General features: G+C 58.5%; 11 protein-coding genes. 5 read left to right on the top strand and 6 right to left on the bottom strand.

What is annotated here, in order from left to right:
* Positions 1-258: 258 nt before the first annotated feature.
* The 4 genes from AC0L3B_RS25630 to AC0L3B_RS25615 form a co-directional block, all read right to left on the bottom strand.
* A complete protein-coding gene (locus AC0L3B_RS25630; protein WP_473381247.1) occupies positions 259-837 on the bottom strand; it encodes an anthranilate synthase component II in 579 nt (192 codons plus the stop codon).
* Complete coding sequence (pabB, locus tag AC0L3B_RS25625) at positions 834-2228, bottom strand: aminodeoxychorismate synthase component I (protein WP_473381246.1); 1395 nt, start codon at positions 2226-2228, stop codon at positions 834-836. The genes AC0L3B_RS25630 and pabB overlap by 4 nt, the downstream gene beginning before the upstream one ends.
* A gap of 102 nt (positions 2229-2330) precedes the next feature.
* A complete protein-coding gene (locus AC0L3B_RS25620; RefSeq protein ID WP_473381245.1) occupies positions 2331-2690 on the bottom strand; it encodes a Dabb family protein in 360 nt (119 codons plus the stop codon).
* 146 nt (positions 2691-2836) lie between these two features.
* Complete coding sequence (locus AC0L3B_RS25615) at positions 2837-3484, bottom strand: GntR family transcriptional regulator (RefSeq protein WP_473381244.1); 648 nt, start codon at positions 3482-3484, stop codon at positions 2837-2839.
* Positions 3485-3620: 136 nt separating this feature from the next.
* Between AC0L3B_RS25615 and bioB the strand changes: the two genes are divergently transcribed.
* From bioB to AC0L3B_RS25595, 4 genes are all read left to right on the top strand, one after another.
* Positions 3621-4601, top strand: coding sequence for a biotin synthase BioB (bioB, locus tag AC0L3B_RS25610; protein ID WP_473381243.1), 981 nt, complete (start codon positions 3621-3623; stop codon positions 4599-4601).
* Positions 4602-4983: 382 nt separating this feature from the next.
* The gene (locus AC0L3B_RS25605; RefSeq protein WP_473381242.1) at positions 4984-6138 is read left to right on the top strand and encodes an 8-amino-7-oxononanoate synthase; all 1155 of its coding nucleotides are present in this window, start codon (positions 4984-4986) and stop codon (positions 6136-6138) included.
* Between the two features lie 368 nt (positions 6139-6506).
* Positions 6507-7139 carry a dethiobiotin synthase gene (gene bioD / locus AC0L3B_RS25600; protein WP_473381241.1) on the top strand — a complete coding sequence of 211 codons (633 nt, stop codon included), beginning with the start codon at positions 6507-6509 and terminating at the stop codon, positions 7137-7139.
* Complete coding sequence (locus tag AC0L3B_RS25595) at positions 7136-8401, top strand: adenosylmethionine--8-amino-7-oxononanoate transaminase (RefSeq protein ID WP_473381240.1); 1266 nt, start codon at positions 7136-7138, stop codon at positions 8399-8401. Before bioD ends, AC0L3B_RS25595 begins: the two co-directional genes overlap by 4 nt.
* A gap of 1402 nt (positions 8402-9803) precedes the next feature.
* On the opposite strand, the gene AC0L3B_RS25590 is transcribed toward AC0L3B_RS25595, so the two are convergent.
* Positions 9804-10136, bottom strand: a complete 333-nt coding sequence (locus tag AC0L3B_RS25590; RefSeq protein ID WP_473381239.1) for a MarR family winged helix-turn-helix transcriptional regulator — start codon at positions 10134-10136, stop codon at positions 9804-9806.
* Between the two features lie 315 nt (positions 10137-10451).
* Positions 10452-11339, bottom strand: coding sequence for a transglutaminase family protein (locus tag AC0L3B_RS25585; RefSeq protein ID WP_473381238.1), 888 nt, complete (start codon positions 11337-11339; stop codon positions 10452-10454).
* A gap of 179 nt (positions 11340-11518) precedes the next feature.
* Here AC0L3B_RS25585 and AC0L3B_RS25580 point away from each other — a divergent pair, with 179 nt between their 5' ends.
* Positions 11519-12400, top strand: a complete 882-nt coding sequence (locus AC0L3B_RS25580) for a transglutaminase-like domain-containing protein (RefSeq protein WP_473381237.1) — start codon at positions 11519-11521, stop codon at positions 12398-12400.
* Positions 12401-12737 lie beyond the last annotated feature (337 nt).

Genomic DNA, 12737 nt, shown 5'->3' with positions numbered 1-12737 from the left:
GATCGCTAGCCAAAATCTAGCCGGCGCTTGCCGTTTTCGCGGCGACCCCGTTGCCGGGGGGCGTCAGGTACAACTTCCACCCGAGGCTAGTTGATCAGCGCGTCCGCGGCTGTTTCGAAGATGCCGCTATGCGATCCGGCTATCCCGGGCGTCTCCACTGGCATGGGCCAGCGGCTTGCTCGATTTCGTGCCGCCTCATCCAAGTGAGGACCGCACCACGAGCCAGGAAGGATCGTTTCTGGTATCCGATCGCCACGCTCAGGAAGCCTCTACAAGTCGCAGAAAGTTCATGAGCAAGACGTGCCCTTGCTGTGTAAGTATCGATTCCGGATGGAACTGCACGCCATAGGTTGGTTGATGGCGATGTGCAATGGCCATGATCTCGCCTTCGTCCGAACGCGCGGTCACCGTGAGGTGCGGCGCGCAGGCCTCATCGAGCTCGACAACGAGAGAATGGTAGCGCCCGACGCAAAGTGGAAACGGGAGGTCCTTGAATAGTCCAAGGCCGTCATGCGTTACGTACGAGGACCGGCCGTGCATAGGGCGACGTGCACGCGCGACGCGTCCGCCGAAAACGCTGCCAATACACTGGTGCCCGAGGCAGATGCCCAAGATTGGGAGCCGGCCGGAAAGTTCGCGGATGACGGCGGTAGATATTCCGGCTTCCATGGGAGTGCATGGACCGGGGGAGATAACGATTGCACGCGGCTTGAGGCCAACAAGGTCGCTCACGCCGACCGCGTCGTTCCGGAACACCTCGGTTGCTTGTCCGAGCCCGCGGAAATAGCGCGCAATGTTGAAGACGAAGGAGTCGTAATTGTCAATGATGACGATCACAATGCACCGGGCGTTTCAGCACCAAATGCATCAAAGATGCGCGGCGCCTTGGCGAGCGTCTCGTCGTATTCGGCCTCTGGCTCCGACATCGCCGTTATACCGCTACCCGCGTGAAACACCGCCGATCCGTCATTGATCGTGACAGTGCGGATCGAGATGTTCGTATCCATGTGTCCGTTGAAACCGATGAAGCCGATCGCTCCGCAATAGACCTCTCGCGCCACACCCTCGATGTCCGTAATAATTTCCATCGCGCGGACCTTCGGTGCCCCTGTAATGGAGCCGCCGGGAAAGCAAGCTCGAACTAAGGAAACGGCGTCTTGGAGCTCTGCAAGTTCACCCGTGACGACTGAGACGAGGTGGTGCACTGAGGCATACGATTCGAGCTTGCACAAAGCTGGAACACCGATCGAATCCACAGTGCAAACGCGAGATAAATCGTTCCGCAACAGGTCGACGATCATGATGTTCTCTGCGCGGTCTTTTTCGGATGCGATCAGCATTTGAGCGCGGCGCTGGTCTTCCTTCGAATCCGCGGATCGCGCGATCGTACCTTTGATGGGTCGCGTTTCGACCTGCCGTCCGTCAAGCTTCAGAAGCCGTTCCGGCGAGCTCGACGCAATGGTGAGCTTGCCGTAGCGCAGCAAGGCTGCAAAGGGGGCTGGGTTTAATGATCGCAGCCGGCAGTAGAAAGAGATGGGATCGAATGAAGTCGAGATCTCAGCGCTGAAGCGCTGCGCAATGTTGGCTTGGAAGACGTCGCCGGCCAAAATCAAATCGATAACGCGCTGTACCGCTGCAATATAATCCTCACGACTGAAGTTCGAATGCCATCTGCCCGATGTGGCCAGGGAGTTATTCCGCGGCGGTGTTGGGCCGGCAAGCAGGGCTGCAAACTCATCGGCTCGCCGGTGTGCGCGCTCGCTTCGCCGCATAGGATCCTGCTCCGGCCATCCAGTAGAAACGAGCCAGCTTCGGTCGTCGCGATGATCGAAGCTGATGATCGCGTCATAAAGATGCAGGATAGATTGGGGCAACTGCTGACCAGGAGCTGCCGGCACCGGTAATCGCTCCAGCGTCCTGTTCAGATCGTAACCCAAGAAGCCGGCCGCGCCTCCCTGGAACGGCGGGAGATCGGGGCGATGCACTTGGCGAAACCCGGCCAGCAGGGTGCGAAGAGCTTCCCATGGATCGTCGTCGAGAGCCTTTCCATTGCAACTCGCCTGTCCGTCAACGACCGTATAAGTGCTGAAAGGATCGCAGGTCAGATATGAATAGCGCCCCAGCAACTCATGGCGTGCTGCGCTGTCGAAAAACGTAAGCTGCGATCGATGCGCCAGACATTGCATCGCAATGACGGGCTCGATCCACTGCAGTTCGCGGACGTGCATCGCCCTGTCAGTCACCGGCGGACGGCGCGCTCGGAGGCGGGTCCCGCCCCAACGAGCGCGAGCTCGTCTCGGTCCCGCAAAGTCCTGGGATCGACTGTCAGATTAATCCTCGCCGGTGGCCTCAATTCGCAGAGTGTTCGAACACGTTGCTGCCGTTGACACGCAACGCTCATCTGTTGGTACATTGTAGTCGGCCGCGAACCGCAACTCCCTGAGTGGTCGTACCCGTCTGATCGATTCCTGGTAGAGATCATGCGCTTTGTAGGCTGCGAGCTCCGTCTCGCTATCGAACTCACCATAGACCACGACGTCGATGTCGTTGTCGAGCTGGTCGGCCTTGCGGTTGCGAGCGACCTCGAGCCGGCGTGCATGTGGGATTGTGGCGAGAACTCTTAGGCCTTGGATGATCTGCTCGACGTGGGCCTGATCCTTGGCGCTAAACAAGACGATGTGACGAATCATGGGTGCCGCAGTGAGTGATACCGCTAGTTTGGTCGCATAACTAGCCTGCGATGGAGCTTGGCGCAACAACACCTCATGCCACGCGCCAGACCGGCCTGGGGACAATGTTGCGACGGGTCGTGCTCAGCACCGAACTCGGCCAGATCTCATCCTGCCGCGGACCCCGGAAGGGCAAGGCGCTCGATCGTTTGGATGTGGCGTGCAAGCAGGTTGCAGGCGTGCTCGACGTTGCGCGCCCGCAGCGCCTGCAGGATGAGGCGATGATCCTGATTCGACCGCGGGCGCCAGCCGGCGCTCCGTGCCATAGCGAACACCATTCGAGAATTCGCAAGCTGCAATCCATCGAGGCTCGCGAGCAGGCGCGGCATCGCGCATGGCGCGACCAGCGCGCGGTGAAACGCGCGATTGGCCATCTCAAACTGCTCAATCGTCTGGGCGTCGTCTCCTTCAATCAAAACGCGTTCGATCCGTGCCAAATGCTGAGAGGTGAACTTTGGAGCCGCATTGCGCAACGCGACTACTTCGAGCGCCGCACGCATTTCGGCAATCTCCTTCAATGACTTGGTATCGAGCGGCGCAACCCGCACCCCACGACGTGGCTGCGCTACGACAAGATGTTGGGCCTCGAGTTGCCGAAACGCCTCGCGCACCGGGACGTGGCTTGAATTGAATTCCCGCGCGACATGATCCTGCCGGAGCGGGGTCTCCGGCTGCAGCTCACCGCTGATAATGCGCTTGCCGATCCCTTCGGCAATGCGCGCCGCAGTCGTCGCGTTTTGGTCAGGGACAATCATAGATTATCTACCGCAAAACGGGGTGCATGAGCAGGTCGCATGGGTTAGCATTACTCCAGATCTGCAGTTCATAGATAGTTTCGCTCATTATCTATGATGGAATGCTAAGGCAAGTTTGATGATTGGAGCGGTGAAGATGGAGCGGCACGGTGGCGGAAATAGCGCGCCGCTCCGCGGTGACTGGGCGCCTGCCGAAGCCGAAGCGCTTTATGCATTGCCGTTTGCCGAGCTGATGTCTCGCGCCCAGCGCGCTCATCGGGACAACTTCGACCCAAACCACGTCGAGACTGCAAGCCTGCTCAGCATCAAGACCGGTGGTTGTCCGGAAGACTGCGGCTATTGCTCGCAAAGCGCGCACTACCACACCGGCCTGAAAGCGACCCGCATGATGGATTGCGCCGATGTTGTCGCCGCCGCGCAACGCGCTAACGATGCTGGGGCCACTCGCTTCTGCATGGCTGCGGCGTGGCGCAGCCCAAAGCACCGCGACATCGATTCGGTCTGTGAGATGATCACTGGGATCAAGGCGCTTGGCATGCAAACCTGCGTTACGCTTGGCATGCTGACGCCGAGGCAGGCCGCTCGGCTCGCCTCAGCCGGGCTCGACTTCTACAACCACAACGTCGACAGCTCACCGGATTTCTACGACAAGATCATCACCACCCGCACCTTGCAGCATCGGATCGACACTCTCGAACATGTGCGAGCTGCCGGCATCAAGGTCTGCTGCGGTGGCATTATCGGCTTGGGCGAGCGTGTCGAGGACCGCATCGCGATGCTTGTCCTGCTCGCCAATCTCCCGAAGCACCCGGAAAGCGTTCCAATTAACCTCTGGAACGCGGTCGAAGGTGTGCCGGTCAATGACACCGCAGAGCGGCCCGATCCGATCGCACTGGCGCGACTGGTAGCGACCGCCCGGATTATGATGCCGAAGAGCGTCGTGCGGTTGTCCGCTGGACGGCAATACATGACCGATGAACTGCAGGCCCTATGTTTTCTGGCCGGCGCAAACTCCATCTTCATCGGCGACGTGCTGTTGACGACAAAGAACCCGCAGCGCGGCCGCGATGCGAACTTGCTGCACCGGCTCGGGATCAGGTGCGGGCTTACAAAATGAAAGACGTAAGCGCGCACGCTGTGCCGTAACCTTCAGCGTAAGTGACAATGCAGATTACCTTGATGAAAGGCAAACTCCATCGCGCCTCCGCGGCTGGAGCCGTTCTCGACAGTGACGGCTGGGTCTCGAATGATCGTGCGTGCTGATGCGGTAGGACTCCTGATCCACGAACGCGTCAAGATCTACGACATTGAAACCGGGCGCGCTTCGCGATCTATGTGGTGGAAGTCGATGACTCCTTTGACGAGATGGAAGCAAGAACTTTCAAGCCGCACGCGTTTATCGAGACACTTGCATTCTGCCGTCGAAGCCAAGAGGCCGATGTTTGGGCTTGTTCTAGGCGGCCAACAGACTTTTCTTGAGCGATTCTGGGAGTTAAAGAGTGACGTTAAGCCTTGCGGTCAAAGTTGACGGTTATGTCGCGGCGTTGCAGGCCCTAAGCGCAGACGACCGGCTGCGCAGCCTCAAGCCGCGCAGTGGGCTCGATTTCACATCGAATGATTATCTGGCGCTGGCGAGCGCACCGCGTATGAAAACGGCCATCACGGCTGCGCTCGAGGCCGGCACCCCGGTCGGGGCCGGCGGGTCGCGGCTCCTGCGTGGCAATTGCGACGAACACGAATGTCTCGAGGCGGACGCAGCCCAGTTCTTTGGGGCCGAGGCGGCGCTTTTCTTCCCGGGCGGCTATGTCGCAAATTTTGCAGTCCTGACAACGCTGCCCCAGCTGGGTGATTTGCTTGTTCTCGATTCTCTTGTGCATGCAAGCGTTCATGAAGGAGCGCGTGCTGGCCGGGCCGAGTTTCGTCTAAGCTCCCATAATGATCCTCAGGCGGTCGAAAGCACAATTTGTGAGTGGCGGGCCAGGGGCGGAATGGGCCGCGTCTGGATCGTGGTTGAAAGTCTCTACAGCATGGATGGCGATTTCGCCCCGCTCAAAGAGCTGATCGCGATCGCGGATCGATATGATGCGTTTGTCGTGGTCGATGAGGCACATGCCACGGGCGTTTACGGCGAACACGGTCGAGGCCTCACCGCGCTTTATGAAAGGCGCGAGAACCTCTTGGTTGTCCATACCTGCGGCAAAGCACTGGGAGCGGCCGGGGCGCTTATCACGGCGTCGGGCGTGCTGCGCGACTTCATGGTCAATCGCTGCCGTCCATTCATCTTCGCCACGGCGCCCTCACCATTGATGGCCGTGGCCGTGCGGGAGGCACTTTTCATCCTGCGGGAGGAGCCGGAGCGACAGCAGCGTTTGGCCAAGCTGGTCGCGTTCACGCATCGGGAGATCGGCGCGCGGGGCGGGCGAAGTCCCTCGGACTCGCAGATCGTGCCCTATATTCTGGGCGACAACGGGCGTGCGATGCGGCTCGCATCGAGATTGCAGGTGCGCGGCTTCGATATCCGCGCCATCCGGCCGCCAACTGTTCCGGCGGGAACAGCTCGTCTGCGAATTTCACTGACGCTTAACGTGGCGGAGGATGACGTGCGTGCAATGCTCGATGCTCTGTTCGAGGAGACAAGAGGTGGAGCTCCATGAGCTAAACAGGTTCGTGGTGACCGGTACGGAGGCCTATCTCCCGGTCCCATCCTATTGCAAACCGATTCAGGCCGGCCTCGAAGGAGAGCCGGTGGAACTGGTCCACGGCTAGGCAGTGAAGGCGTTGCAAAGATTAGAACGCGCTCGTGCATGGATTAAGTACACCCGCAGGCCTCGACGGTTGTGACATGAAAGCTTTGTAATTCTCCTGACTAGCTGCGGAATTCGGTAACGAACGGCCCAGCATTAGAGAAATTCGGCTGAGCGCCCCGGCAATAATGGGCGCAAAGATGAAAGCTTCCGGCCGACCAAGAGGACAAGGTGCGTTCGGTGCTCGACGTGTTTATTGAGACGAGAGGTGAAGCTCGATGAGTCAGCGGATTGTCGTGACAGGCACAGACACCGGAATCGGAAAAACGGTGTTTTCCGCCGGACTCGCCGATCTCCTCGGCGCGAACTATTGGAAACCGATTCAGGCCGGTCTCGAAGGAGAGACTGATGCCGAGCTCGTCGCACGGCTGGGCAGTCTCTCGCCCGATCGCATCATTCCGGAGCTTTACCGACTTCGCACCCCCGTTTCGCCCCATCAGTCCGCTGAAATTGACGGAGTCCGCATCGAGCCCGATTCGCTCAATGTGCCAGACACCGGGGAGCGGCCGTTGGTGATTGAGGGCGCTGGCGGCCTGATGGTGCCGCTGAGGGGCGATACACTCTACATTGATGTGTTCGAGCGATGGCGGCTTCCCGTCGTGCTTTGCGCGAGCACGGCACTGGGCACCATTAATCATTCGCTGTTGTCGATAGAGGCTCTGCGAACGCGCCAGATCCCTATTCTTGGGATTGCCTTCATTGGGGACCCAAATGCTGAGACCCAGATCGCAATTCGCGAGATTGGGCGCGCGCGTTGGTTAGGGCGATTGCCGTGGCTGTCTCCCCTCGCGGCAGACACGCTGCACGCCGCCTTCAAAACCTCGTTCCGTGCCGATCAATTCCAGCAATGACGACCAAGCCGAAGTCGCCGATCTGGCATCCGTTCACACAGCATGCGCTCCAAGAGGAGATGACAAAAATTGTGCGGGGAGATGGCGCCTATCTCCACACCGCTGATGGGCGCCGAATTATCGATGCTATATCATCCTGGTGGGTGGTGACCCACGGACATTGCCATCCACATATCGTGCGCGCCATCCAGGAACAGGCAGGCAAGCTCAACCAGATCATCTTCGCCGGCTACACTCACGAACCGGCGGAGGAGCTTGCTGCGCAACTCTTGAAGCTCGTACCCGATGGCCTCAAGCATGTTTTCTTCTCGGATAGTGGCGCCGCGAGCGTGGAAGTGGCGCTAAAAATGGCAGTCGGCTACTGGCACAACATCGGCAAACCGCGACGATGCATTGTCGTGATGCAACATTCCTACCACGGGGACACAATTGGCGCGATGTCGGTCGGTGCCAGAGGGGTGTTCAACGCGCCGTACGCGCCCCTGCTGTTCGACGTGACCTCAATCCCGTTTCCTGCGAGCGGCCGTGAGCAGGCGGCACTGGATGCGCTGGAGTGGGCTTGTCAAAACGAAATGCCCGCCGCATTCATTGTGGAGCCTCTGATTTTGGGGGCAGGTGGGATGCTGATGTATCCCGCGTGGGTGCTAAGAGAGATGAAGCGGATCTGCGAGGCCTCTGACGTCCTCTTCATTGCCGACGAGGTCATGACGGGCTGGGGCCGCACTGGAAGCTTATTCGCCTGCGAGCAGGCCAATGTCATTCCCGATGTCGCCTGCTACTCCAAAGGCCTCACGGGAGGGACGCTTCCGCTCGCGGTGACACTGTGCCGGGCGGATATTTTCGACGCACACTATTCAAAGGATCGTACACGGACATTCTTTCATTCAAGTTCTTATACAGCGAACCCCGTGGCCTGCGCCGCCGCAAAGGCCAACCTTGATCTCTGGCACGATCCGGAAACTCACCAGCGCCTGGCGTCGGTCGGCACGATGCAAGAAGAGGCGGTTGAGGTACTCCGCGCCGATCCGCGCTTCGAAAACGTCCGCCGGACTGGCACCATCGCAGCACTCGATCTGAAAGCGAGCGATGAAGGCTATCTGGCCGAACTCGGTCCGAAGCTTCAGGCCTTCTTTAAGCAGCGAAATCTGCTGCTGCGACCGCTCGGGAACACGATCTACGTGATGCCTCCCTATTGTGTCACAGCGGCAGACCTTGACGAAGTCTACGGCAGCATCAGGGAGGCCGCCGCTGCGCTGACCTGAGGTCTCGCTTGCCGCGCCTTCTCTGGGAAACCCAAGCACCTCAGCTTGGCCTGGCAGCCACAACTCTGCGTCTCACCCGCCCCGCAGTGATCATGAGTACTCAAAAAGTCGCGTGCCACCTTTAACCGTGCAAACGCGCAGCGGTGGCGCTTACAAGCCTTGGAGTGCTGTTAGGCGCCTCTTCCGCCGCGCCGGCCAAATCCATCAAACCAAGCCGCGATAACGCAGGATTGTGTCGCGAGTGGCCTATTCATTGCATTAATCGAGATTGGATAATTGCTACATTCGTCAGTGTAGCCGAAGCCACTCAGATGGAGCCCGGCGCACACCAGTCTCAAACTTGCGCCCGATGTCCCGTACGCATCGCGAAACTTGGCGCCGCCCACTTTGCGTGGGGGCGTGGTGCTGCGGCCATGAAAATGCCCGAGGTGCGCACCTAACGCCGACAGGAGGCCACAATGCGCAACAGCTCCAGTAATGGTCACCACGATCAGTCAAGGTGCTGCGCGATGTGCGGTGGAAAGTTTGGGCTGATCCGCCATTATTCATGGCGGACGGCTCTTTGCTCCAAGAAATGCGTTGGCCGCTTCATGGCGCGACGCGAGGCCGACCACATCTGGCTTTGCTGGTTGCACACGGCTCGAGACACGGCACGAGTAATTGCGGCCGAGAACGGGAATGGGACAAGGACATTGGCTGAGTAGGTTCAGGATGGCATCGATGTATCAAGCGACAGAGAGTTCGGCGACAATCATCGACTTCGCAGCTTACAGGGCCATCAAGCGTGCTGCGGCCGGAAGGAACCAGGTTTGCTCGATTGCACCCGGCAGCGCGATCGTACCTCTCTATGTATTTTGGTTTTTCCTGGCTTGGACCCCATTCTTGATGGGTCAGCCCGCAATGGAAAACCAGGGTTCATGATGCAGAGTACGCTGCTGATTCGCTGGTCTTTCGGTGCCGCAATTCGATTCAGTCGCTCAAGGTTGCTTTAACGATAGCCGCGCGCTCGCAGACGCATCGATCGGGACAACGGCGCCGACACGCCTGTCGCAGATGGTAGGCAGTAGCTTCTCGAGGCCGGGCCGTGCAACGCCATCGCCAGAGCGGCCAGGATCGTCATCGATGAGGGCGGCATTGCTCCAGCCGATGTGGCCCGCGCATTCAAGCGATCGTTGATGATCCAAAGCGCCTCCCTTCTAACGTCGGCTCCTCCTCCCTCGGTCTGACACCGCGCCGGTGTCCAGTTCGGCTTTCAGGCGAGCTCTCTCCAGCCGCTTCCTGAGCGCTGCAAGCCGGTTAGAAAGTCCCGTCAATTCCTCAATGCCAAGCTCACCGAAGACGAATTGATCCAGTTCCTCCTGTTGTGCAGCGATGTTCGCGAGACGCCTTCGGGCTTTGTCCGTTAGCGACAGCTGGACGAGCGAGCGTCCCTGATGCCGGGCTTCCGCCGCACAAATCCGACTTTCTCCAGAGCCTTCGAATGTAGCGTGATGAAGGATGGATCGACTTTCATCAGTCTTGCGACCACGCCGGCGGGAGCACCGCCATCCTTGTCTAAATCCGTCACCGCCATCAAGATCGCCAATTGTGTTCCACTAATGCCGAGTGCCGCGGCTCGGACGTGAAGAAAATCCTCCAGACAGACATTGAGGGATCTGATCTCCAACGATAATCGCCGCACCAGCTCCTGACTCTCAGCAGAGCCATTTCCCCCTTTTGTTGCTTGCTTAGTCAAATGCGGTGCCGCCGAATGTTAGGACCCTATTCAAAGCTCGTTCGCGCTGACAAGGTTCAACACAGGGACAATTTGTTGGGCATCACGCGCTTGCTGCCGTTGGCTATTGGAGAATGCCGAGATGTGGCCCGAAGTATGTGGCTCCCAGCGAGACCCCTGGCCTACATGTCGGCGGCTTCTGCTTGCCAACCTGTTGCCTTCACGAAAAATAACAGGCTCGCCCAGATGCACGTTCAAGCTGGATGTTTTTGACTGTGCGCCGATGAGCGCGTTTCAACTCCGTGTCCATTGCGTGTGCGATCAAGATCGCGACGCTTATGGCGATGAGGCTATCGGTTCCGATTTCACGTTCACCGGGACTTCCATCTCTGCTTCATCTGTGGGGGCGCCCCAATAGCTGCCCGAAAGCGGGATAGCTTGAGCAGGTGTCCGAGCGACGCCAACCCTGATAAGGTCGCGATTTCCAACGATGCCGTTGGTTGGATCAAATTCAACCCAACCAGAGCCTGGGACGTAGATCGAACACCAGGCGTGTGTCCAGCCGCCTCCGAGACGGACGCCCCCATCACGATCGGGTACATAGACATAGCCAGTGATGAAGCGAGTGGCAAAGCCGAGCGAGCGCGCGGCCTCCATCATCAGGAGCGCAAAGTCGCGGCAAGTTCCCCGTTTAAGATGTATGATTCCAGCGGGTGTTTGAGTGCCTCGCATCGTACGGCGTTGGTAGGAAAATCCCTCTGCGATCGCTTCGTTGAGAGTCATGAGCAACTGACCAGTAGGGCGATTAACACCTGGCGCCACGAACTTTAAAAGCCATTCGTCGACGGCTGTATCGTCTGGATAATGGCGATGGATGTATGGGGCCAGATCCGGCAGTTCATTGCCGTCATAAGCGAAAGGATGCTCCCGAGCGTATTCCTCGATCCGAAAGTCTGGAGCTTTCTCTGGCGTATGCTCAAGACGGATGGTCGTTTCAAACTCGAGCACCTCTGCCAGGGTGTTGAAGTCAACCAGCGTGAGGCAGTTACCGAATACGTCGTGTATCCAGCGGATTTCGACCGGGTCCGGTCTTACCTCAAGTTTGCAGTCCAGTAGCCGCTGATCAAAACTGTCTCTCGGACGAAAGAGTATTTGATGCTGGCCAAGCCCTACGGACCTACGGTAGCGATAAACGGTGCTGTGGTGGACGGTGTAAACGATCATCGAATGCGCTCTGGACTACAACATAAGACCCGGTCCTGATCGCAGGCCGCACGTGGAAATGGATTTGTTCGACCACGAATGCCGTTCATTTCAGCAGCGTACCTGAGAAGATCCCGGAACAAACAAGGGCCAGTGGGCTTTGTCTGCCACAGTAAACGCGGACGGGTAAGGACACGGCTTTGAAGATTCGGGCAGGCTACAAAATCGTGTTCGAGTGCTTCCAGGACGTTCCGATGGTGCTTATGCTCACCGTCCACCCGTCCCGCGCGTCAGAGATCTTGACGGACCATGCCATCCGCGTGGCACCGATTGTACATACCAGGGATTACAGAGATGTTTTCGGTAATATTTGTACGCGGCTAGTCGCGCCGAGCGGGCTGATCGAGATTCGGAACGAGTTCATCATCGAGGACAGTGGTCTGCCCGATGCAGTCGCACCCAATGCTACTCAGGTCCCGCTGCACGAGTTGCCAGACGACTCCTTAATATATCTGTTGGGCAGCCGTTACTGCGATACGCAAAAGCTGACAGATTTTGCTTGGTCCACATTCGGGCAGATCAACGGAGGCTGGCAGCGGGTTCAAGCCATTTGCGATTATGTGCACGACCGCATTCAGTTCGGCTACCACTTTGCCCGAAGCGATCGCACCGTCTTCGAAGGTAACCAAGAACGAGTGGGCGTCTGTCGAGACTTCGCTCATCTCGCTGTCGCTTTGTGTCGATGCATGAACATTCCAGCACGTTACTGCACGGGCTACTTGGGCGATATCGGAGTTCCGCCGGATCCGGCGCCGATGGATTTCAGCGCATGGTTTGAAGCGTACATCGGCGGGGATTGGTACACCTTCGACGCTCGGCATAATCAGCCTCGCATCGGTCGTGTCGTAATTGCGCGTGGTAGGGACGCGGCTGACGTCGCTATCTCAACTTCGTTTGGACCAACGAAACTTGTGCGCTTCAACGTAGTGACTGAGGAAGTGCCAGCTCACGAAGCGTTTCCGCTTCAGCCGAACATTGATCCATCACACGACGGTTTGGTGGGCCAGCGGCAGTTTGCTTGAACGGCAATTGCGACTGCGACGGATTCCAAGCATGCTTATTGCCGACAATCGCGCGCACATTGCCAGCTGCGGGACCACCATTGTCTTTGAGCGGAAGTTTTGCTGAGCCTTCCGATTGAAAGCCGACACTTCCGAGTGCTCAAGGTCATCAGCCGCTGTTCGGCCATGGTCTTCAATGTGCGGGACGCCTGCATGTTGCTGATTGTGTAGGAGAGGCCTTCCGCATGGAGGACCTGCTTGCTGAGTTCTTTCGGATTGTTGGCTTGCAAACGAATTCCTGTCCAAAGATGCAGAAGACGTCGGCGGCAACGTTTCGTTCCCCTCAGCTCGGCGGCCT

The organism is Bradyrhizobium sp. Kon56, assembly GCF_055807635.1.
Note: the sequence above shows the minus strand (reverse complement) of the source record. Positions and strands in the feature narration are given on the sequence as shown.

Bases quoted from the DNA above. Each gene is read 5' to 3' on its own strand.
- pabB (WP_473381246.1), bottom strand. From the start codon at position 2,228: ATGCACGTCCGCGAACTGCAGTGGATCGAGCCCGTCATTGCGATGCAA.
- AC0L3B_RS25620 (WP_473381245.1), bottom strand. From the start codon at position 2,690: ATGATTCGTCACATCGTCTTGTTTAGCGCCAAGGATCAGGCCCACGTC.
- AC0L3B_RS25615 (WP_473381244.1), bottom strand. From the start codon at position 3,484: ATGATTGTCCCTGACCAAAACGCGACGACTGCGGCGCGCATTGCCGAA.
- bioB (WP_473381243.1), top strand. From the start codon at position 3,621: ATGGAGCGGCACGGTGGCGGAAATAGCGCGCCGCTCCGCGGTGACTGG.
- bioD (WP_473381241.1), top strand. From the start codon at position 6,507: ATGAGTCAGCGGATTGTCGTGACAGGCACAGACACCGGAATCGGAAAA.
- AC0L3B_RS25595 (WP_473381240.1), top strand. From the start codon at position 7,136: ATGACGACCAAGCCGAAGTCGCCGATCTGGCATCCGTTCACACAGCAT.
- AC0L3B_RS25585 (WP_473381238.1), bottom strand. From the start codon at position 11,339: ATGATCGTTTACACCGTCCACCACAGCACCGTTTATCGCTACCGTAGG.